At 67.5% G+C, this 21,440-nt stretch carries 22 protein-coding genes; 10 read left to right on the forward strand and 12 right to left on the reverse strand.

Annotation, left to right across the window (positions count from 1 at the left end):
• Both C2862_RS20430 and C2862_RS20435 read right to left on the reverse strand, forming a co-directional pair.
• Positions 1 to 1,262: DEAD/DEAH box helicase (locus C2862_RS20430; RefSeq protein WP_136222055.1), on the reverse strand; the 1,262-nt coding region annotated here is incomplete at its 3' end.
• 196 nt (positions 1,263 to 1,458) lie between these two features.
• A complete protein-coding gene (locus tag C2862_RS20435; protein ID WP_136222247.1) occupies positions 1,459 to 2,238 on the reverse strand; it encodes an inositol monophosphatase family protein in 780 nt (259 codons plus the stop codon).
• A gap of 175 nt (positions 2,239 to 2,413) precedes the next feature.
• Between C2862_RS20435 and C2862_RS20440 the strand changes: the two genes are divergently transcribed.
• Entirely contained in the window at positions 2,414 to 3,163 is a 750-nt protein-coding gene (locus tag C2862_RS20440; RefSeq protein WP_136222057.1) for an RNA methyltransferase, read from the forward strand.
• 3 nt (positions 3,164 to 3,166) lie between these two features.
• Here the strand turns inward: C2862_RS20440 and C2862_RS20445 are convergent, their stop codons facing one another.
• Both C2862_RS20445 and C2862_RS20450 read right to left on the reverse strand, forming a co-directional pair.
• On the reverse strand, positions 3,167 to 4,075 hold the full coding sequence (locus tag C2862_RS20445) for a DUF2145 domain-containing protein (protein ID WP_136222059.1): 909 nt from the start codon (positions 4,073 to 4,075) through the stop codon (positions 3,167 to 3,169).
• Positions 4,075 to 4,542 (reverse strand): hypothetical protein, encoded by a 468-nt coding sequence (locus C2862_RS20450; RefSeq protein ID WP_136222061.1) that lies wholly within the window; start codon positions 4,540 to 4,542, stop codon positions 4,075 to 4,077. Before C2862_RS20450 ends, C2862_RS20445 begins: the two co-directional genes overlap by 1 nt.
• Before the next feature lie 237 nt (positions 4,543 to 4,779).
• On the opposite strand from C2862_RS20450, the gene C2862_RS20455 reads away from it, so the two are divergent.
• The 6 genes from C2862_RS20455 (at position 4,780) to C2862_RS20480 (ending at position 10,125) form a co-directional block, all read left to right on the forward strand.
• Positions 4,780 to 5,301 carry a twin-arginine translocation signal domain-containing protein gene (locus C2862_RS20455; RefSeq protein WP_136222063.1) on the forward strand — a complete coding sequence of 174 codons (522 nt, stop codon included), beginning with the start codon at positions 4,780 to 4,782 and terminating at the stop codon, positions 5,299 to 5,301.
• Position 5,302: 1 nt separating this feature from the next.
• Positions 5,303 to 6,949 (forward strand): GMC family oxidoreductase, encoded by a 1,647-nt coding sequence (locus C2862_RS20460; protein WP_136222065.1) that lies wholly within the window; start codon positions 5,303 to 5,305, stop codon positions 6,947 to 6,949.
• The gene (locus tag C2862_RS20465) at positions 6,946 to 8,250 is read left to right on the forward strand and encodes an alpha/beta fold hydrolase (RefSeq protein WP_168710126.1); all 1,305 of its coding nucleotides are present in this window, start codon (positions 6,946 to 6,948) and stop codon (positions 8,248 to 8,250) included. The genes C2862_RS20460 and C2862_RS20465 overlap by 4 nt, the downstream gene beginning before the upstream one ends.
• 66 nt (positions 8,251 to 8,316) lie before the next feature.
• Entirely contained in the window at positions 8,317 to 8,805 is a 489-nt protein-coding gene (locus C2862_RS20470; RefSeq protein ID WP_136222067.1) for a phasin family protein, read from the forward strand.
• A 74-nt stretch (positions 8,806 to 8,879) separates the two neighbouring features.
• On the forward strand, positions 8,880 to 9,566 hold the full coding sequence (locus tag C2862_RS20475; RefSeq protein ID WP_136222069.1) for a TetR/AcrR family transcriptional regulator: 687 nt from the start codon (positions 8,880 to 8,882) through the stop codon (positions 9,564 to 9,566).
• Between the two features lie 7 nt (positions 9,567 to 9,573).
• Positions 9,574 to 10,125, forward strand: coding sequence for a TIGR00730 family Rossman fold protein (locus tag C2862_RS20480; RefSeq protein ID WP_136222071.1), 552 nt, complete (start codon positions 9,574 to 9,576; stop codon positions 10,123 to 10,125).
• A 68-nt stretch (positions 10,126 to 10,193) separates the two neighbouring features.
• On the opposite strand, the gene C2862_RS20485 is transcribed toward C2862_RS20480, so the two are convergent.
• From C2862_RS20485 to C2862_RS20515, 7 genes are all read right to left on the reverse strand, one after another.
• Positions 10,194 to 12,911: an EAL domain-containing protein gene (locus C2862_RS20485; RefSeq protein WP_136222073.1), complete on the reverse strand. Its 2,718-nt coding sequence runs from the start codon at positions 12,909 to 12,911 to the stop codon at positions 10,194 to 10,196.
• Positions 12,912 to 12,921: 10 nt separating this feature from the next.
• Entirely contained in the window at positions 12,922 to 13,353 is a 432-nt protein-coding gene (locus C2862_RS20490; protein WP_136222075.1) for a phosphate ABC transporter substrate-binding protein, read from the reverse strand.
• Between the two features lie 9 nt (positions 13,354 to 13,362).
• On the reverse strand, positions 13,363 to 14,610 hold the full coding sequence (locus tag C2862_RS20495) for a hypothetical protein (RefSeq protein WP_229467527.1): 1,248 nt from the start codon (positions 14,608 to 14,610) through the stop codon (positions 13,363 to 13,365).
• A 215-nt stretch (positions 14,611 to 14,825) separates the two neighbouring features.
• Entirely contained in the window at positions 14,826 to 15,542 is a 717-nt protein-coding gene (arsH, locus tag C2862_RS20500) for an arsenical resistance protein ArsH (protein ID WP_136222077.1), read from the reverse strand.
• Between the two features lie 10 nt (positions 15,543 to 15,552).
• Positions 15,553 to 16,833: an arsenic transporter gene (locus tag C2862_RS20505; RefSeq protein WP_136222079.1), complete on the reverse strand. Its 1,281-nt coding sequence runs from the start codon at positions 16,831 to 16,833 to the stop codon at positions 15,553 to 15,555.
• Between the two features lie 7 nt (positions 16,834 to 16,840).
• Positions 16,841 to 17,329: an arsenate reductase ArsC gene (locus C2862_RS20510; RefSeq protein WP_136222081.1), complete on the reverse strand. Its 489-nt coding sequence runs from the start codon at positions 17,327 to 17,329 to the stop codon at positions 16,841 to 16,843.
• Between the two features lie 11 nt (positions 17,330 to 17,340).
• Positions 17,341 to 17,679: a helix-turn-helix transcriptional regulator gene (locus tag C2862_RS20515; protein ID WP_136222083.1), complete on the reverse strand. Its 339-nt coding sequence runs from the start codon at positions 17,677 to 17,679 to the stop codon at positions 17,341 to 17,343.
• 143 nt (positions 17,680 to 17,822) lie between these two features.
• Between C2862_RS20515 and C2862_RS20520 the strand changes: the two genes are divergently transcribed.
• The 3 genes from C2862_RS20520 (at position 17,823) to C2862_RS20530 (ending at position 20,848) form a co-directional block, all read left to right on the forward strand.
• A complete protein-coding gene (locus C2862_RS20520) occupies positions 17,823 to 18,134 on the forward strand; it encodes a helix-turn-helix transcriptional regulator (RefSeq protein WP_136222085.1) in 312 nt (103 codons plus the stop codon).
• A gap of 70 nt (positions 18,135 to 18,204) precedes the next feature.
• Positions 18,205 to 19,617: an NAD(P)-binding protein gene (locus C2862_RS20525; protein WP_136222087.1), complete on the forward strand. Its 1,413-nt coding sequence runs from the start codon at positions 18,205 to 18,207 to the stop codon at positions 19,615 to 19,617.
• Between the two features lie 16 nt (positions 19,618 to 19,633).
• Positions 19,634 to 20,848 carry an MFS transporter gene (locus C2862_RS20530; protein WP_136222088.1) on the forward strand — a complete coding sequence of 405 codons (1,215 nt, stop codon included), beginning with the start codon at positions 19,634 to 19,636 and terminating at the stop codon, positions 20,846 to 20,848.
• Here C2862_RS20530 and C2862_RS20535 read toward each other — a convergent pair.
• A complete protein-coding gene (locus C2862_RS20535; RefSeq protein WP_136222090.1) occupies positions 20,828 to 21,346 on the reverse strand; it encodes a YgjP-like metallopeptidase domain-containing protein in 519 nt (172 codons plus the stop codon). The two genes, C2862_RS20530 and C2862_RS20535, sit on opposite strands and share 21 nt — an antisense overlap.
• Positions 21,347 to 21,440 lie beyond the last annotated feature (94 nt).

The raw sequence follows: 21,440 nt of genomic DNA on the forward strand, positions 1-21,440 counted from the left end.
GCCGCGCCGCGCGCCTGGCCCTGGCCACGGCCGCCGCCTGGACGGCCGCCGCGGTTCGCATGACCCGGCGCGCCGCTGCGCAGCTGGATCGGCTGGGCCTTGGCGGTCGGGTCCGGCTCGAAGCCCGGGATCACGTGACGCGGCAGCGTCTGCTTGATCAGCTTCTCGATGTCTTTCAGCATCTGGTGCTCGTCGACGCAGACCAGCGAGACGGCTTCGCCCGTCGCGCCGGCGCGGCCGGTACGGCCGATGCGGTGCACGTAGTCTTCCGGCACGTTGGGCAGGTCGTAGTTGACCACGTGCGGCAGCTGGTCGATGTCGATCCCGCGCGCGGCGATGTCGGTCGCCACCAGCACCTGCAGGCTGCCGTCCTTGAATTCGGCCAGCGCCTTGGTGCGCGCGCTCTGGCTCTTGTTGCCGTGGATCGCCATGGCGCCGATGCCATCCTTGCCCAGCTGTTCGACGAGTTTATTCGCGCCGTGCTTGGTGCGGGTGAACACCAGCACTTGGCTCCAGTCGTTTTCCTTGATCAGGTGCGACAGCATCGGATGCTTCTTGTCGCGGTCGACCGGGTGGATCTTTTGGGCGATCACTTCCACGGTCGAGTTGCGGCGCGCCACTTCGATCGAAGCCGGGTTGTTCAGCAGCTTGTCGGCCAGGGCCTTGATGTCGTCCGAGAAGGTCGCCGAGAACAGCAGGTTCTGACGCTTCGGCGGCAGCAGGGCGAGCACTTTCTTGATGTCGTGGATGAAGCCCATGTCCAGCATGCGGTCGGCTTCGTCCAGCACCAGGATCTCGATCTTCGACAGGTCGACCGTGCCCTGGCCGGCGTGGTCGAGCAGGCGGCCCGGGGTGGCGACCAGGATGTCGACACCGTGTTTCAGCAGCTTGATCTGCGGGTTGATGCCGACGCCGCCGAAGATCACCGCCGAATTCAGGTTGGTGTTCTTGCCGTACAGGCGCACGCTTTCCTCGACCTGGGCCGCCAGTTCGCGGGTCGGGGTCAGGACCAGGGCGCGCACGGCGCGTGGCGAAGTCTTGCTTTTCAGGGCCGCGCCAATGGCGTCGGTCGACAGGCGCTGCAGCAGGGGCAACGTGAAACCGGCGGTCTTGCCGGTGCCGGTCTGGGCGCCGGCCAGCAGGTCGCCGCCGCCGAGCACGGCGGGAATCGCCTGGGCCTGGATCGGCGTCGGCGCGGTGTAGCCTTGTTCGGTCACGGCACGAACGATGGCATCGGACAAGCCGAGGGTAGCAAATGACATTAGTAAATTCTTCTGGTGAGGTTGATTCCGCCGCCAGCGCAAGTGGCGCCAGGATCGGAAAGAATGCGCGGCCAGCGATGCGATGCCGGGCCGGAAGCGATTATAGAGATTTTGTTGCGCAGTGGAAATACTGGTGCGAGGGGGCCGCCGTGTGCACTGCGTCACGGCGGCAAGCAAGTCCGCTATTTTACGCTAGTTACGCGAACGGGACCATCAGCGGGATCATCTGTGCGAAGACCTTCGGGCCGGCGGCGATGATGTCGCCCTTGTTCAGGTAGCTCGATTCGCCATTGAACTCGCCGACGATGCCGCCCGCTTCGGTTACCAGCAGGGAACCCGCGGCGATATCCCAGATCTTGAGGCCCTTTTCGAAGTAGGCGTCGACGCGGCCGGCGGCCACGTTGGCCAGTTCCAGCGCGGCCGAGCCGCTGCTGCGCACGCCGTGGCAGCGCGAGGCAACGACTTCGTACATGCGCAGGTATTCGGCCAGCGCGCGTGGATCCGGACCGTGGCCGGCGGCGATCAGGGCCTTGCCGATGCGGTCATGGTTGCGCACGCGAATACGCTTGTCGTTCAGGTAGGCGCCGGCGCCCTTGGTGGCGGTGAACAGGTCGTTGCGGACCGGGTCATAGATGACGGCCTGGGTGATCACGCCCTTGTGCTGCAGCGCGATCGAGATGCAGTAGTTGGGGTAGCCGTGCAGGAAGTTGGTGGTGCCGTCGATCGGGTCGATAATCCAGACATACTCGCTGTCGTCGTTCAGGTTGCGCGACGGGCCCGATTCTTCGCCCAGGATGGCGTGGTCGGGATAGGCTTTCAGCAGCGTTTCGACGATGGCCTGTTCCGATGCCTGGTCGACGTCGGTGACGAAATCGTTGTGTTGTTTTTCAGAGACCACGATGCGGTCGAGGTCAAACGAGGCGCGGTTGATGACGGTGGCGGCGCGGCGAGCGGCCTTGATCGCCGTGTTGAGCATTGGATGCATTGTGCTTTTTCCCTGAAAAAAACGCTGACGCCCACGGGGCACGTAGCGCCATGGACGGTCGAGTATGAGTTGAATTAAAGAGCAAAGCGGCGAAGAACCCGTTAAAATTCCGGCCCTTGATGCCAGAACTTCAATTGCTCGTCGCCGCGCGATAGCGCTATTTTAAATGAACCTGCCAGAATCCGACACGTCTCTTTTCACCCGTCTTCGTTTCGTGCTCGTCGAAACCAGCCGCGCCGGCAATGTCGGCTCGGTTGCGCGCGCCATGAAGACCATGGGTTTCACGGAACTCGTGCTCGTTTCGCCACGCTGCGCCGACCCCCTGAACGACCCGGAAGCGGTCGCCTTCGCCAGCGGCGCGCTCGATGTCCTGCAGAACGCGCGCATCGTCGGCAGCATGGCCGAAGCTTTAGAGGGCTGCAATTTCGCCGCCGCCGTCTCGGCGCGCCTGCGCGAATTCTCGCCGCCGGTCTGGACGCCACGCGCCTTTGCCGGTCACGCAGCAAGCCAGGGCGAGGTCAAGGCCGCGCTCATCCTCGGCAACGAGCGGGTCGGGCTGCCGAACGAGATCGTCGAGAAGTGCAATGTGCTGATCAACATCCCCGCCAATCCCTCGTATTCGTCGCTCAACTTGTCGCAGGCGGCGCAGGTGCTGGCTTACGAGTGCCGGATGGCCGCGATCGGCGACGAATTGCCTGCCACTCCGGTCGGCTTCCAGGGCGACGCCGCCAGCGTGACCCAGATCGAAGGGATGTATGCGCACCTGGAAGAGGCGCTTGTTTCCATTGGCTTCCTCAATGCGGATAATCCGAAGAAGCTGATGCCGCGATTGAAGCGGCTGTTTTCAAGGACGCAGCTGGAGACGGAAGAGGTGAATATTCTGCGCGGAATTGCAAGGCAGATCCTGAAGCGCTGAAGATCAGGTCCCCAGCGCAATCACTTCATCGCCCGCCATCGCCCGGCACTCCGCCCCCAGCGGTTCCCACCCGCGCCGCACGACGATCCGCTCGCTGTCGTGGCACACCTGCACCCGCTGCGCTCCCGGCGAGCGCCGCTGGATAAAGGCCTCGAGCGAGGCCGGCACGCTGACCTGCAGCGCCAGCGCATAGACATCGTCGATCGGATGGTCGTCCACGTGCACCAGCGGCACGAACTGGCCGGCGAACATCATCGCGTGCGAGGGCACTTTCACCGGGCCGGCGGCATAGCCCTGGTCACGCAGCCAGGCCTGGGCCTGCTCGCGTGGCGCACCCGTCGTGTCGAGATGGCCCCAGGCGCCGGCCAGCAGTTCGGCGATCCACTGGTTGCAGTTCTGGTAGCGCGTGCCGAAGGCGTAGGCATTCGCGCTGTACTGGCCGGCCAGCAGGGACAGGGCGAGAGGCTTGTCGAGCGCCGCGCGTTCCAGCGGCGCCGCGTCCTCGACGGGCAGGAAGACCAGCGACATGTGGCCGTTGGTGGGTGCCTCGGCGCCGAGCGCGAAGCCGGCGATGCCCTGGTCGAACAGGCGCGGGCGCGATTCGTCGCAGGCGTAGTACAGCTGGCGCACGGCCCAGGGACCGGCGGGATTGTCCTTCAGGGCGATGGCGGCGTGCGAGTACAAGAGACCGAAGCGGCTCAGATCCAGTCCGGCGCGCGAGACCAGGGCGACCTTGCCGCCGGAGCGCTCGAGTTCACGCTTGACCACACCGGCGAAGCGCAGCACGCGGTCCTGGTCGGCGGCGCTGATTTCCTTCGTGCGCTCGCAGAACGTGGGGATGCCGGCCCAGGCGCTGCCCCCTAGACAGAAGGCCAGCGCGGCCAGCAGGGGCCGCAGTGGCAAACGACCCATCAGATCGCGACTTTGTGCGAGCCGAGCTCGCGGTACCAGTTGTCTTCGAGCGCCAGGAAGAAGGCACGCTTGTCGTCCGCGTGGGCGAACTCGTAGCCGTATTCGCGTGCGTTCACCTGCACCAGTTCGCCCTTGGCGACGGCGCGCTGCGCCAGGGCGCGGTTCGGCACGTCGAGGGTGAATTCACGCGTTGCGCCGGGCGCTGCCGCGTGCAGGGTCATGCGCGTCGTGTTCGGCTTGCCGGGAGCGGCGGCGACGTCGATCACGCGGTATTCGCCCGCGGCCACGCGGCGGTCGTCGCCCGAGCTGTTACTGGACGAGCCGATCGAATCGGAGACGCTGCCCGAGGAGGCCGAACCCGCGCTGGACGCGGAGGAAGCGGCGGTGCTGGCGGCGTGGACGGGCAGGGCGCAGGCGGTGGCGAACAGGGCCAGGGTCGCGGCGCGAGAGAGGGTGCTGAATTTCATGAAACGCTTTCGTAGTCGAGCTGAATGGCGCTATGGTACAAGGCGAGGAGAGTGCTGAGAAGGCTCGTTACAAGCTGTATCCAGTGTCCGTAGCAGTATGCAAACAAAATTTGCATGGGGAGCCCTGGGTGCAAAGCATATTTGCATACACGCCCGCTGTGCCATATCTCGACGATTCCCTCTAATTCCCAGTGCAGCGCCTGGCGTACACTACGAAAAAAACAACAGGGATGTCAGATGGAGACCAAGCGCAGATCCTTTTTGAAGGCCGGTGCCCTCGGGGCGCTGGTGCTGGCCGCGGGCGGCGGCATCTACCGTGCCGTGCACACGCCGCGTCCCCAGCGCTTCGTGCTCGACGGCGAAGCGCGCGCGGCGCTCGGGGCCATCGTCCCGGCGATGCTGGCTGGCGCCCTGCCCACCGAGGCGGCCGAGCGCAAGGCGGCCATCGACAACACCATCGCCGGCGTGCACACCGCGATTTCGAACCTGCCGCTGCCCGTGCAGAAGGAAGTGCAGGACCTGTTCGGCCTGCTGGCCCTGGCGCCGGCGCGGCGCCTGCTGACAGGCGTCTCTAACGGCTGGGAGCAGGCCGACCCGCGGGAAGTGAGCGCCTTCCTGCAGGACTGGCGCCTGCACCGCTTCTCCCTGCTGCGCACGGCCTACGGCGCGCTGCACGACCTGTCGCTCGGCGCCTGGTATGCGCAACCGGCCAGCTGGGCCGCGATCGGCTATCCCGGCCCGATGAAGGAGCTGTCCTGACATGAGCGAACCAATCATTCCTGATCCGATCCGCGCCGGCCAGGCGCGCGGCTGGAAGATCTTCGATGCGGCTCGCCTCGACTCCGACCGTACGATGAGCGCAGACGTCGTCATCGTCGGCAGCGGCGCCGGCGGTGGCGTGACGGCCGAGATCCTGGCGCTGGCCGGCCTCTCGGTCCTGATCGTGGAAGAGGGCGCGCTGCGCTCTTCCTCCGACTTCAAGATGCGCGAGGCCGACGCCTATCCGGCGCTGTACCAGGAGTCGGCCGCGCGCCAGACCCTCGACAAGGGCATCAAGATCCTGCAGGGCCGCACCGTCGGCGGCTCGACCACCGTGAACTGGACTTCGAGTTTCCGCACGCCGGCGCCCACGCTCGACTACTGGCGCGGCGAATTCGGCCTCATGGACTACGACAGCGAGACGCTGGCGCCCTGGTTCGCGATGATGGAAGCGCGCCTGAACGTGAGCGACTGGCATGCGCCGCCCAACGAGAACAACGACCTGCTGCGGCGCGGCCTGGACAAGCTCGGCATCAAGGCCGGCACCATCCGCCGCAACGTCAACGGCTGCTGGAACCTCGGCTACTGCGGCATGGGCTGCCCGACCAATGCCAAACAGTCGATGCTGGTGACGACGATTCCGTCGGCCCTCGAGCATGGCGCGACCCTGGTCACGCGTGCCCGTGCCGAACGCTTCGTGCTGCGCGGCGAGCAGGTGGACGAGCTGCTGTGCAGCGCACTGGGCGAGGATGGCGTGGCGCCGACCGGGCGCCTGCTGCGCTTGCGCGCGAAGCACTTCGTCGTCGCCGGCGGCGCGATCAATTCGCCGGCGCTGCTGCTGCGCTCGGGCGCGCCCGATCCCGACAAGCTGCTGGGCAAGCGCACCTTCCTGCATCCGACCCTGATCTCGGCCGGCATCTTCCCGCAGCGCGTCGACGCCTGGGCGGGCGCGCCGCAGACCATCTACTCCGACCACTTCCTGCACACGGGCGCGATCGACGGTCCGATCGGCTACAAGCTGGAAGCGCCGCCGCTGCATCCGGTGCTGCTGTCGACGACCCTGAACGGTTTCGGCGCCGGCCATGCCGCCCTGATGCGGCAGTTCCCGCACATGCAGGGCATGCTGGCCCTGCTGCGCGACGGCTTTCATCCCGCCTCGAGCGGCGGCGCCGTGCAGCTGAGGGATGGCGCCGGGGTACTCGACTATCCACTGAACGACTTCCTGTGGGACGGCGCCCGACGTGCCCTCCTGAGCATGGCCGAGATCCAGTTCGCGGCCGGCGCGCGCTCCGTGCAGCCGGCGCACGAGACGGCACGTTCCTACACCAGCTGGGACGAAGCGAAGCGCGAGATCGCGGCCCTGCCGCAGCAGCTGCACATGACCCGCGTCGCCTCGGCGCACGTGATGGGAGGCTGCACCATGGCGGGCGACGCGCGGCGCGGCGTGACGACACCGAGCGGGCGCTATCGGGGCTTGAACAACCTGTCGGTGCACGACGGCTCGCTGTTCCCGACCTCGATCGGGGCCAATCCGCAGCTGTCGATTTACGGCATCACGGCGCGCCTGGCGAGCGGCCTGGCGCAAGACCTGACCGGCAAGCCGGCGCCGCGGGTTTCCGCTCCAGCTACAACTGCGGCCGCGGCATGAGTGCGCGCCGCATGCTGCGCTGGCTGCTGGTGGTGCAGGCCTGCGCCGCCGTCGCCATCGCGCTCGCATGCCGCTACTGGCTCGGGTTTGCTCCCTGGGCGGCGCTCGCTTGCGGCCTGGGCGCCGTGCTGCTGGTGCGCCTGGTAATCAATATGAACAATTTTGTTCTCAGCGCCTGCTATGCCAGCCCGACGCCGCGCGAATACCGCCTCGGCGCGGGCGCGCGCCTGCGCCTGCTGGGCGAGGAATTCGTCTCCAGCATGCTGCACAGCTCCTGGCACATGCCGCGGGCAAGCGGCTGCCGCCGCATCCATCCGGGATCGCGCGCCGTGCCCGTGCTGCTGGTGCACGGCTACGGCTGCAACAGCGGCTACTGGCGTTACCTGATGCCGCGCCTGGACGCGCGGCGCATCAGCCATGCCGGCATCGACCTGGAACCGATGGGCGGCGCGATCGACGACTACGTGCCGCTGCTCGAGCGCGCGGTGAACGAGCTGTGCGCGGCGACGGGCGCGCCGCGCGTCGCGATCGTCGCCCACAGCATGGGCGGCCTGGTGGCGCGCGCCTGGATGCGCGTCCACGGCAGCGCGCGCGTCGCACGCGTCATCACGCTCGGCACGCCGCACCACGGCACCGCGCTTGCCAACTTCGGGCCAGGGGCCAATGCGGCCCAGATGCGGCGTTCGCGCGGAGAGGCCAGCGACTGGCTGCGCGCGCTGGCCGCCAGCGAAGACGCGGCCCGGCGCGCCCTGGTTACCTCGATCTTCAGCCACCACGACAACATCGTCGCGCCGCAGACCTCGAGCGTCCTGGCCGGCGCGCGCAATATCGCGCTGGGCGGCATCGGCCACGTGGCACTGGGCTGCAACGGGCGCGTGCTGGACACCGTGATGGCGGAGCTGGAAGCACTGCCGGCGGCAGAGCCTGCGCTGCTGCTGGTCGACGACGACGCCTTCATGCTGGAGCTGCTGCGCGACAGCGTCGAAGGGCAGGGCTGGCGCGTGCTGACGGCCGCATCGGGCGAAGAAGCGCTCGCGCTACTGGCAAATGAGCCGGTCGCGGCGATCGTCAGCGACCACCTGATGCCCGGCATGAGCGGCGCGCAGCTGCTGGCCGAGGCGCGGCGCCTGGCGCCCGCGAGCTTCCGGATACTGCTGTCCGGTTCGCCGGACGAGGCGGCGATTACGGCGGCGCTGGCCTGCGGCGACGCGGACCGCTTCCTGACCAAGCCCTGGCGCGCCGAAGCCTTGCTGGCGCTGCTGCGGGAAGGATTTGCCACACAGGATGGGCGCGGCGTTTAGAATGCGGTTTCTAGCGTGCGGGCCTGGAACGGCTGCGAGACGAGAGGCAAGCGGAACGAGGAAGCGATGACAAAAAATATCAAGGAACTCGAGCAGGAAGAGGAAGAGCTGTCGCAAGCCGTGCGCAGCTCGGCCCAGCAGATCTGGCAGGCGGGCCTGGGCGCCTTTGCGAAAGCCCAGCAGGAAGGCGGCCGTGAATTCACGCGCCTGGTGCGCGACGGCAGCGAGCTGCAAAAGCGCGCGCGCCAGGTCGAGGACGCGACCGACACCGTGGCGCGCAAGGCCGAGCGTTCCAGCCGCCGCGCATCGGGCACCTGGGGCAAGCTGGAGCAGGTGTTCGAGGAGCGCGTCGCGCGCGCCCTGGCCACCATCGGCGTGCCGGCGCGCAGCGAGATGGAGGCGCTGAACCACCGCATCGACGAACTCGAACGCATGCTGGCCGAACTGGCGGGCGAGCACCGGCGCCAAGCGGCGCAGAAGAAGCCTGCCGCCAAGGCCGCCACGAAGAAGCCCGCCGCGAAGCGAACGGCCGCCAAACGCGGCGCCGCCGAATAAGCGGCCAGTCCGCACTGCCGCCCGCAAGCGGTTCAATGATATGCTTGCGCGTGACACCAAACAGACAAGCACCCATGCTACAGAAAGCTCCACGCCGCACCCGTGAACGCATCCTCGAGCTCTCGCTCAGGCTGTTCAACGAGTTCGGCGAGCCGAACATCACGACGACGGTCATCGCCGAGGAGATGAATATCTCGCCCGGCAACCTGTACTACCACTTCCGCAACAAGGACGACATCGTCAATTCGATCTTCGTGCAGTTCGAGGCCGAGATCGAGCGCATCCTGACGGTGCCGGCCGGCCGCCGTTCGAACATGGAAGACGTCTGGCTCTACCTGCACCTGATGTTCGAACTGATCTGGCGCTACCGCTTCTTCTACCGCGACCTGAACGACCTGCTGTCGCGCAACCGCAAGCTGGAACTGCACTTCAAGGCCATCCTCGCCCACAAGATCAAGGTCGCGCGCCAGCTGTGCGAAGACCTGCGCAGCGAGCAGTCGCTGGAAGCCACCGACCAGCAGATCGGCGCGATGGCGACCAACATGGTGGTCGTGGCGACGTACTGGCTGTCGTACGAGTACGTGCGCAATCCACGCAAGTACAGCGAGCAGCAGGCGATTGCCGACGCCCTCGCGCGCGGCTGCTACCAGGTGCTGTCGATGCTCGGTCCCTACCTGCGCGGCGATACCAGCCTGCTGTTCGAAAAGCTGTCCGAGGAATACCTCAAGAAGCTGCCGGACGAAGGCCGCGATCCAACCTGAGATCCCTATGAAATCCATCGCTGTCTACTGCGGCGCCTCGAATGGCGCCAAGTCCCTGTATGCCGATGCCGCCCGCGACCTGGCGCGCGTGCTGGTCGAACACAACATCTCGCTCGTCTACGGCGGCGGCAAGGTCGGCCTGATGGGCGTGATCGCGGACGAGGTCCTGCGCCTGGGCGGCGAAGCCACCGGCGTCATCCCGCGCGCGCTGGTCGAACGCGAAGTCGGGCACGCCGGCCTCACGCGCCTGTTCGTCGTGAAGGACATGCACGAGCGCAAAGCGATGATGGCCGAGCTGTCGGAAGGTTTCATCGCCATGCCGGGCGGCTTCGGCACGCTGGAAGAACTGTTCGAGATGGTGACCTGGTCGCAGCTGGGCATCCACGCGAAGCCGATCGGTCTCCTGAATGTGGACGGGTTCTACGACGGGCTGGTGAACTTCGCTCGGCACCAGGTGCAGGAGGGGTTCGTGCGCGAAGGGCACGCGGGCTTGATGCGGGTGGATGCGGATCCGGAGGCGCTGGTGCGCCGCCTGCGCGAGGCGGCCGGCGTCCTGTAAGGTGGGCACAGGGCGCCCACCCTACGTTAATACGTGCCGTTGCGTAGGGTGGGCGCCCCGTGCCCACCTTACGCCAAGAGCAAGCGTTTCGGCTGATCGAGCTCCAGCGCATACGCCTCCAGCATATCCACGATCGCATCGGCCGCCACCGGCTTGCTGAACAAATAGCCCTGCATCTCGTCGCACTCGTTCTCGCGCAGGAAAGCGCGCTGCTGCTCGGTCTCGACGCCTTCTGCGATCACGCGCAGGTTCAGCTTGTGGCCGAGCGAGATCACGGCCATCGCGATCGCCTGGTCGTCCGGATTGTCGGCCAGTTCGCTGACGAATGACTTGTCGATTTTCAGGCGGCTGATCGGGAAGGTCTTCAGCGAGGACAGGCTCGAATAACCGGTGCCGAAGTCGTCGATCGACAGCGAGACGCCCATCGCTTCCAGCTCGCGCATCTTGGCGACCGACTTCGACAAGTCGCGCATGATCAGGCTTTCCGTCACTTCCAGTTCCAGCAGCTCCGGCGCCAGGCGGCTGTCGCGCAGGGCGCACGCCACGCGTTCGACCAGGCGCGCTTCCTCGAACTGGCGCGCCGAGACGTTCACCGACATCGTCACCGGCGGCAAGCCGGCATCGACCCAGGCGCGCGCCTGGCGGCAGGCTTCGCGGATCACCCAGTCGCCGATCTCGACGATCAGGCCGCTCTCTTCGGCCAGGCCAATGAAGCGCTGCGGCGGCACCATGCCGTGTTCCGGATGCTGCCAGCGGATCAGCGCCTCCACGCCGAACAGGCGGCCGGTGCGCAGGTCGAGCTTCGGCTGGTACAGCAGGCGAAAGCCATTGTCCGCGGCGCCTTCGAAGGTCGCCTGCACGGCATTGCGCAGGCCGTCCAGCAGCACCAGCTTTTCCTCGACGCTGGCATTCATCTCGCGCGCGTAGAACTGGAAGTTGTTGCTGCCCAGGTCCTTGGCGCGGTACATCGCGGCGTCGGCGTTCATCAGGAGGGCGCTGGCGTCCATGCCGTCGCGCGGGTACATCACCACGCCCATGCTGCAGCTGACCTGCACGGTCTGGCCCGCGACTTCGACCTCCTCGGTGACGGCCAGGCGGATCTTTTCCAGCAGCGGCGCCAGCGCCTGCGGGTCGTGGCCCTGGTCGGGCAGCAGGATCACGAATTCGTCGCCGCCGAATCGGGCCAGCGTGTCGTTGCGGCGCAGGCAGGCGCCCATGCGTTTGCTGACCACGCGCAGCAGCTCGTCGCCGGCCTTGTGGCCCAGGCCGTCGTTGACCAGCTTGAAGCCGTCCAGGTCGACGAAAGCCAGCGCTACCGCGCTGCCCTGGCGCGCGGCGCTATGAATCGCCGCTTCGATCCGGTTGTGCATCAGGTTCCGGTTCGGCAGGCCGGTCAGCTCGTCGTGGTGTGCCATGTGGAAGATGCGTTCCTCGACCTGCTTGCGCTCGGTGATGTCGCGCACGATGACGACCACGCCGTCCTCGACCGCCACCACCTGGCGGTGCAGCCAGCGGCCTTTCGCTTCGCGCGAGGAAGCCTGCCATTCGCCTTCGCGCGGCTGGCCGTCCAGCACCACGCGCGCCAGGTCGTCGAAGATGCCGTTGGCGCGGTAGTGCGGCAGCATGTCGCACAGGAGCATGCCCTGCATCTCGGCGCGCGGCAGGCCGATGATGCCTTCGGCGCGCGAGTTGGTCGCCTCGACCACGAAGTCGGCGACCGTTCCGCCCTGGCCGCGCACGGCGCGCAGCACGAAGAAGGCGTCCAGGCTGCCTTCGGAGGCGGCCGCATAGGTTTCCTGGGCGCGGCGCGCGCGCTGGCGCACGCGCGCCAGCTGCCAGGCCCAGCCCGAGATCACGGCCACCACCAGCAGCAGCAGGGCGGTGGCGCCGCTGGCGGCCGCGAGATAGGTGTGGCGCTTCTCGTTGAAGGGCGCGAACTGCTCTTCTTTCGACAGGCCGACCACGATCGCCAGCGGAAAGCCGTGCAGGCGCTGCACGCTGGTGTAGCGCAGCACGCCGTCCGGGCCCTTGTGCAGGGCGACGGCGCCGCCGGCGGCCGTGCCCAGTTCGATGCGCTGGCCCCAGCTGACGCTGTCGCCGACGCGCAGCGCGCGCATCAGGCCGTCGACGCCGGCCAGTCCCAGCATGCCTTGCTCGCCATCGCGCGAGCGCTCGTAGGCGCTGGTGAAGTAGGAGGGATCGGCTTCGACGATCGCCACGCCCGCGAAGTTACCGGCGCGGTCGTTGATGCGGCGCGTGAAGTGCAGGTGCGGTTCGGCCTTGGCGCTGTCGCTCATGGTCGCGCTGACGAAGGGCAGGCCGAGGTCGTTGTTGCGGTGGTAGAGGTAGAAGGCGGTGCCGGAGACGTCGTGCGTGCCTTCGTCCGGATTGCTGTCGACGATGCGGCCGTCGCGGTCGGCGATCGCCACCACGAACACCAGGCCGGGCGGCAGCAGGCCCTGTTCGCGCAGGGCGGGCAGGGCGCCGTTTGCGCCGTTCAGTTCGACCGCATACTTGAGCACCTTCAGCGTCTGGTCGATGCCGTTCAGGCTGCGCGCCATCTGCGCTTCATAGGTTTCGATGCGCTCGAGCGTGGCCGCCTCGACCGCCGCGGTGGCGGCGGCGCGGTCGGTGTCGATCACGCGCAGGGTCAGGATCCACAGGCCGATGACGAGCAGGCCGGCGAACAGGGGCAAGGAGATGTGGGTGTCGAGGCCGCGTCCGAGCCAGCGCGCCAGGCGCGAGCCGCGCGAGCGCCGCTCGAGGGGAGGAGGGAGGAATTGCATGGCCAGCTCCTCAACGCACCAGCAGCACCGGCCGCACCGTCGGATCGAGCGCCTCGCGCTCGATGTAGCCGATCAGGTTCGGGTCGTCCGCGACCGCCTTGCGCACGGCGGCGCTGCCGGCCAGCTCGCGCGGCGGCTGGCCGCGTCCGGTGAACACCATTTTCGACCAGTGGGCCTTCAGCAGGGCCGGGGTCTTGCCGGCAACGCGCAGGTAGAACTGGTTGCGTTCATCCGATCCGATCGGCTGGTCGAGCGCGGTCGCCACCGCGCCGTTCGGAAAGCGCGGGGCCTGGCCAAGGAAGATGGCCGCCACCTGCTCGGGCCGCAGGGACTCGATCGGGCTGCGCGCCGAGACCACGACCACCAGGTCGTCGGCCTGGGCCAGCCCGGCGGCGCAAGTCATCAATAGGGCTGCCAGCAGCCGTGTGCTTCGAAGTCGCATGCCGTCCTCTCAGAAAACGAAGTCGAGGGCGGCGCTGGTCACGTGCGCCGTGTGCCCCGACTGGTAGTCGGGCACCGAATTGATGAACATGCCGCGCGAGCTGCTGCGCGTGGTGACGCGTTCATGCTGCAGCTTGAGCGCGAGGTTCGACGCGACATCCCAGCGCAGGCCGGCGCTGAGCGTGGACTGCGAAGGCACGGCGCGCATCATGGCCGCCAGGTTGGCGTTCAGCACGCTGCCCGCGGCCGCATACGGCAAGGGCAGGCCGGCCAGCGTGAGCGAGGTCGGACCCGCCGGCAGCCGGCCCCACACCCGCGCGTAGCCGGCATAGGGCGTCAGGTTGGTATGGCGCCAGCCGCTGCTCAGGTAGGCCGAGCGCGTGCTGCCGAGGTAGCCGTCGACCTTGCTGCGTCCCGCTTCGCCCATCACGAACCACTGGCCCGGATCGTAGTTCAGTCCGATGCTCATGGCCGAGGCGCGCTTGTCTCCGACCCGCAGGCGGCGCGCGATGTCGCGGCCCTGGGCGCCGAAGCCGTCGAGCGCCGCGAACAGCTCGGGGAACAGGCTGACCGACAGTCGGGCCGTGATCACCGACGCGCGGATGCTGAAGTCGCCTTGCTCGACCGTCTGCGACAGGCCGGCGATGCCGTGCCCGCGCAGGCGCGCGCAATCGTAGAGCGGCGTGTCGGTGCGGCCGTACAGGACCTGGGTCGTGCTGCGCATCGATTCGCCGTTCCAGCGCCAGCTGATGTCGGCGCCGTCGCTGCTGCCGAGCGGGAGGACGCCGTAGACTTCCATCGGCGTGCGCACCCAGGGGTAGGCATAGCCGACCTTGCGGTAGTCGGCGGCGATGAACATCGGCAGGGCGATGCGGCCGACGCGCAGCGCCAGCTCCGGCGTCACCTGGTATTTGACGTTGGCCCATTCCACGCGCGGCTCGTAGCTGTAGTCGAGGCGCTGTTCGGTCACCACCTGCAGCACCGCCGACCATTTCGCATCGAAGGTGTAGTCGAGCTGGCCGCCCAGCCGGGTGTCGACGTGGCGGCTCCAGTTGTCGGTACGTCCGGCGCCGCCGCCCTTCATGATCGAGGCGACGAAGTCGGCCTGGCGCTCGTCGGAATGGACGGCGCCGACGGTGCCGAAGCCGGAGAATTTCCAGGTCGGGTTGCTCGTGTCGGCGTGGGCAGGTGCGCCGAGCGCGAACAGGACTGCACAGGCGGCAGGCAGGGTTTTGGCAGCAGTGGATGGGGAAAACATGACTCGCTCTCAATCGGGGCTGGCATGCCGGGCGCCGGCAGCGGCGCGCAACAGCCTGGTGCGCCGGTGCGGAAACTGGCTGCGTGCATCGCGCACGCCACGACTGGACTGTAAGCGAGCGGCCTCTTGAAAGTCGATATATTTACGATTGGAAACGAGTTTAAACGGGATGGGCGTTGTGACAGGGCAACGAAAATTGCATTGAAATCAATGCCTCAGATTTTCTGTAACTGCCGGTCGATTGCCTTGCGCGCCCTTTCGTTGCGCTCGCTGTAGCGGTCGGTGAGATAGTCCGTCCGGCCACGGGTGAGCAGGGTGAACTTTACCAATTCCTCCATCACGTCGACCACACGGTCATAATAGGCCGATGGGCGCATGCGTCCGTCCTCGTCGAACTCCTTGTACGCCATCGGCACCGAGGACTGGTTCGGGATCGTGAACATGCGCATCCAGCGCCCGAGCAGGCGCAGGGTGTTGACGACATTGAAGGATTGCGAGCCGCCGCACACCTGCATCACGGCGAGGGTGCGGCCCTGGCTCGGGCGGATCGCGCCCATCTCCAGCGGAATCCAGTCGATCTGGTTCTTCATCACCGCCGTCACCGCGCCATGGCGTTCGGGGCTGCACCAGACCTGGCCCTCGGACCACAGGCACAGTTCGCGCAGCTCGACCACTTTCGGATGCGTTTCCGGGGCGCTGCCGACCATCGGCAATTCCAGCGGATCGAAAATCTTCACCTCGGCGCCGAAGTGCTCGAGGATGCGCGCGGCCTCGTACGTGAGGAAGCGGCTGAAGGAGCGCTCGCGCAGGGAGCCGTAAAGCAGCAGGATGCGCGGCGGGTGATTCATCTCGCCCACGGGTTCGAGCCTGGCGGCGCTCGGAATGTCGACCAGTTCGGGCTGGAGGTTGGGCAGGTCGGGGAGAGTGCTCATGGTGTCGCTTTCAGCTCAGGCGCAGGGCGAGTGCACACAGGGTAAAGAAGAGGATCGGCAGCGTCAGCACGATACCGACGCGGAAATAATAAGCCCACGCGATATGGATATTCTTCGCGTCCAGCACGTGCAGCCACAGCAGGGTTGCCAGGCTGCCGATCGGCGTGATTTTCGGGCCGAGGTCCGCGCCGATGACGTTCGCGTAGACCATCGCCTCGCGCACCACACCCGTCGCGGTCGTGGCGTCGATCGCCAGGGCACCCACCAGCACGGTCGGCATGTTGTTCATGATGGACGAGAGAATCGCCGTGATGAAGCCAGTGCCGAGCGCCGCGCCCCACACACCATGCTGCGCGCACTGATCCAGCAGGGCGGTCAGGTAGTTGGTCAGGCCCGCATTGCGAAGTCCATAGACGACCAGGTACATCCCGAGGGAGAAGACGACAACCTGCCACGGCGCGCCGCGCAGCACCTCGCGCGTCGGGATACGGTGTCCGCGTGCCGCCACCGCCAACAGCAGCGCCGCGCCCACTGCCGCCACGGCGCTGATCGGCACGCCGATGTCGTCGAGCCAGAAGAAGCCGGCCAGCAGCATCGCCAGCACCCACCAGCCGGTGACAAATGTTGCGCGGTCGTGGATGGCCTCTTCCGGACGCTTCAATTGCGCCAGGTCGTAGTTCGCCGGGATGTCCTTGCGGAAGAACCAGGTCAGCGCCGCCAGGGTGGCCGCCACCGAGACCAGGTTGACCGGCACCATCACGGCGGCGTAGCGCGCGAAGCCGATGCCGAAGTAGTCGCTTGATACGATGTTCACCAGGTTCGACACCACCAGCGGCAGGCTGGCCGTGTCGGCGATGAAGCCGGCCGCCATCACGAAGGCGAGGGTGGCCTGCGGCGAAAAACGCAGCGCGGCCAGCATGGCGATCACGATCGGCGTCAGGATCAGCGCCGCGCCGTCGTTGGCGAACAGCGCGGCCACGCTCGCGCCGAGCAGCACCAGCAGCACGAACAGGCGCCGCCCGTTTCCTTTGCCCCAGCGCGCCACGTGCAGTGCCGCCCATTCGAAGAAGCCGGCCTTGTCGAGCAACAGGCTGATGATGATCACGGCGACGAAGGCGCCCGTCGCATTCCAGACGATGTTCCACACGACGGGAATGTCGGCGATGTGGATGACGCCGGCGAGCAGCGCGACGACCGCGCCTGCCGAGGCGCTCCAGCCGATGCCGAGCCCGCGCGGCTGCCAGATGACAAGGACGAGGGTGGCAAGGAAGATCACGGAGGCGCTCAGCACAGGACTGTCACTCCTGGGCGGGCAGCAGCGTGCCGATGCGGTCCAGCTCGGCCTTGAAGCGGGCGCGGTCCTTCTTCAACTCGTCCAGCGGCAGGGCCAGGAAAGCCTGGATGCGCGCCACGATGATGGCGTAGGTGCGCTCGAACGCGGCCTCGATCTCTTCCTCGCTGCCGGCGACATGGCTCGGGTCTTCCAGGCCCCAGTGGGTGCGCAGCACCGGGCCCAGATAGGCCGGGCAGGTTTCGCCGGCGGCGCTGCCGCAGACGGTGACGACGATGTCCGGCGTCACCGGCAGCGCGTCCCAGGACTTGCTGTAATAGCCTTCGGTCGAGATGCCCCTGCGCTGCAGGAGCGCGACGGCGCGTGGGTGCAGCCAGCCGGTCGGCTGGCTGCCGGCGCTGATGGCATGCAGGCCTTGCGGCGCCAGGTGGTTGAAACTGCCCTCGCTGAGGACGGAGCGGCAGGAATTGCCGGTGCAGAGAAACAGGATGTGCATGGGACTGCCGTTCAGTTCGATTGCTTGGCGGGGGTGCAGGCGGCCGGCGCGGCGGCTTCGCAGGGCACGCCGCCGCAGCAGTTTTCGGTAAGGAAGCCGACCAGGCCGTTCATTGCCTCGACATTGGCCGCATAAATGACAAAACGGCCGTCCTGCTTCGAGCTCAGCAGTGACGCGTGCGACAGTTCCTTCAGGTGGAACGAGAGCGAGGAGGGCGCGATGTCGAGGTGCTCGGCGATCCTGCTGGCCGCCATCCCGGCCGGGCCGGCCTGGACCAGCAGGCGAAAGACCGCGAGCCGGCTTTCCTGCGCCAGCGCGGCAAGTGCCGCCAGTGCTGCTTTGGTATCCATCGCGTACTCCATCGGACGATTCGAAAAGGTGGAAGAATTATACGGGTCAAGTTCGACATTTCAAAGGTTATCGAATTATCTTGACAGGCTCGTGACATGCGTTTTATTCTCCGTTCGTAAATTGACGAATGACGAATGCGATCATGAACACCTGCTGTGAACCGAAGCCGGGCGTCGCCGCCCCCGAAATCGATGCCGAGCAATTCGCGCTGATGTGCAAGGCGCTCGGCCACCCGGCGCGCGTCCAGCTGCTGAACTACCTGTCGGCCTACGGCGCCTGCTATTTCGGCAGCCTGGCCGACGTCCTGCCGCTGGCTGCCTCGACGATCTCGCAGCATGTCAGCGTACTGAAGCAGGCGGGCCTGATCATCGGCTCCTCCGACGAGCAGCGCGTCTGCTACTGCGTGAACCCGGAACGCCTGGCCCTGTTCAAGCGGATGGTCGCGAGTCTGTAAAAATTTTTTGCCCTTTTGTTCGTAATTCGACGAATGACTAATTCGAATCCAACCTGACCTGGGAGACACCATGAACGACCGCCTCGCCACCACGCTTCCCGTCGCCGTCCTCGGCGCCGGCCCTGTCGGCCTCGCCGCCGCCGCCCACCTCGCCGCACGCGGCCTGACGCCGCTGATCCTGGAAGCGGGTGCCGACGTCGGCGCCAACCTGGAGACTTACCGCCACGTGCGCCTGTTCTCGCCCTGGCAGTACAACGTCGACCGCGCGGCGCGCGTCCTACTGGAGGAGGCGGGCTGGCGCATGCCGGCGCCCGAGGGTCTGCCGACCGCCGGCGAACTGGTCGACGGCTACCTGCGGCCATTGGCCGCCTTGCCCGCGCTCGCGGCGCACCTGAAGCTGGGCCGGCGCGTGCTCGCCATCACGCGCGCCGGCTTCGACAAGGTCAAGACCCGCGGCCGCGAAGCTGCGCCCTTCGTGATCCGGGTGGCGAGCGCGGAGGGCGAACGCGACTACCTGGCCGGCGCCGTGATCGACGCCACCGGCACCTGGTCGCACCCGAATCCGCTGGGCGCGAACGGCTTGCCGGCACAGGGCGAGAAGTTCCTGGGCGCGCGCATCGCCTACGGCATGCCGGACGTGCTCGGAAAGGACCGGGCGCGCTATGCCGGCAAGCGGGTGCTGGTCGCCGGCGCCGGGCACTCGGCGGCGGGTTCCTTGCTGGCGCTGGCGCAGCTGGCCGAGGAAGCGCCGGGCACCCAGCTGGTCTGGGCCATCCGCGGGCTGCCGGGCGCGAAGCTGTTCGGCGGCGGCGAGGCCGACGGCCTGCCCGCGCGCGGCCTGCTCGGCATGCGCCTGCGCGCGCTGCAGCAGTCCGGGCGGCTGGAACTGCGCTCCTCCTTCCGCATCCGCGCGCTGGCCGCATGCGGCGCTACGCTGACCGTGCACGGCGACGCGGGCGTGGCGCCGATCGAGGGCATCGACGCGGTCATTGCCGCCACCGGCGCACGCCCCGACCTGGCGCTGACGCGCGAACTGCGGGTGCGCCATGATCCCTGGCTCGAGAGCACCGATTTGCTGGCGCCACTCATCGATCCGAACGAACACAGCTGCGGCACGGTGCGCCCGCACGGCCACCGCGAGCTGGCCCATCCGGAGCCCGGCTATTATGCGGTGGGCGCCAAGAGCTACGGCCGCGCGCCGAACTTCCTGATGGCGACCGGCTACGAGCAGGTGCGCTCGGTGGTGGCGGCGCTGGCCGGCGACCTGGCGGCCGCCGACGACGTCCAGCTGGAATTGCCGGAGACGGGCGTCTGCAGCACGCGCCAGGCCTACGACGAGGTGCCGGCGGCGGGCTGCTGCGGCGGACCCGCGCCGCTTGCGGCGGCAGGCTGCTGCGCGGCGGATGCCGAGGCCAAGGCCGAAGGGAAGGGCGGTTGCGGCTGCCCGCCGGCGGCGGCACCAGCGGCAAGCTGCTGCGCATGAAGCGGACGAGGACCGCATGACAGCACAGTGGCGCACCATCGGCATCCTGGCCCCCACCCAGATCATCTCCTGGGGTTCGCTCTACTACGCCTTCAGCATCCTGGGGCCGGGCATCCGCGCGGAGCTGGGCTGGAGCACGGGCCTGGTGTTCGGAGCCTATTCGTGGAGCCTGCTGGTGGCGGGCCTGGTGGCGACCCCGGTCGGCATCCTGCTCGACCGCCACGGCGGCCGGCGCATCATGGGCGCGGGTTCCATCCTGTGCGGCATCGGCCTGGCTGCGCTGGGAGCGAGCCGCTCGCCGCTGGCCTACCTGGGCGCCTGGACCGTGCTCGGCCTGGCCATGGGCATGACGCTGTATGAAGCGGCCTTCGCCACCATCAACCGCCGTTACGGGGGCGAAGGGCGCCACGTGATCTCGACCCTGACGCTGTTCGCCGGCTTTGCCAGCACGATCTTCTGGCCGCTGACCCAGGCGCTCGATGCCGTATGGGGCTGGCGCGCGACCTACTTCTGGTACGCGGCGCTGCAGTTCCTGGTATGCCTGCCGCTGCACCTGCTGCTCGGCGGCGACGCTGTCCGGCCCGCAGCCGTAGCGCGAATGGAGCGTCGCAGCCATACCCTGGCGGAAGCGCTGCGGCACCCGGCGTTCTGGAAACTGACGGCGGCCTTCGCGGCCCACACCCTGGTCTTTTCGGTCCTCTCGGTGCACCTGATTCCGCTATTGCGGGACCTCGGGCACAGCGCCCGGCTTGCCGTGCTGATGGCGATGCTGATCGGTCCGATGCAGGTGGCGGGACGGGTGCTGGAACGCACGGTGGCGCGCGCCGCGGCGCCCGAGCTGGTGGGCAAATACTGTTTTGCCGCGCTGCCGGCGGCGCTGGCGAGCGTGCTCCTGTTCGGGAGCCAGGCCTGGGCGATCGCCTGCTTCTGCATCCTCTACGGCTTGAGCAACGGCGTCCTGACCATCGTGCGCGGGACCCTGCCGCAAGCGCTGTTCGGCAGCGCCAACTACGGCGCCATATCCGGCGCCATGGCCGGTCCCGCGCTGGTCGCCAAGGCCGCCGGCCCTGTCGTCGGCGCCGTGCTGCTGGCCCGGCATGGCGCGCCGGAGCTGGTACTGGGATTGCTGTTCGCGGTGGCGGCGGCTTCGGTCTGCTGTTATTTCGCCGCGGTCCGCGCGCAGCCGGCTAGCGCCGGGCAGTGCACCGCTTCAGGCGCCCTCGACCCATAAGCGCTCGCCCGTCTGCTCCATGTGGGTGAGATAAAGGCGCAGATCCAGCTCGAACTGGTGGTACTGCGGCTCCATCCAGCAGCACAGTTTATAAAAGGCCTTGTCGTGCTGCTTTTCCTTCAGGTGCGCCAGTTCGTGGACGGCGATCATGCGCAGGAATTCAAGCGGGGCGTCGCGGAACACGCTGGCGATGCGGATCTCGTGCTTGGCCTTCAATTTGCCGCCCTGCACGCGCGAGATCGCGGTGTGCAGGCCGAGGGCATGCTGCACGACGTGGATCTTGCTGTCGTAGGCGACCTTCGCCACCGGTTCGGCGTTGCGCAGGTAGTCTCCCTTGAGGTCTTGCACGTAGTTGTACAGGGCGCGGTCGGTGCGCAGGCCGTGCGCGGTCGGGTAGCGCGAGCGCAGCAGGGCGCCCAGGCGTCCCTGTTCGAGCAGGGTGGCGGCCTGCTGGCGCAGCGGCTCGGGATAGGCGGTGAGGTAGCGAAGTGCGGACATGGGGCGCGAATGTACCACAGCGGCGTCGCGGGCGCAGGCGGCAGGCTATCGATAAAAAAACGGGGCGGAAGGTCCGCCCCGTTGGGTATTGCCG

The sequence above is a fragment of the Massilia sp. Mn16-1_5 genome, assembly GCF_004798585.1.
Classification (GTDB): domain Bacteria; phylum Pseudomonadota; class Gammaproteobacteria; order Burkholderiales; family Burkholderiaceae_D; genus Telluria.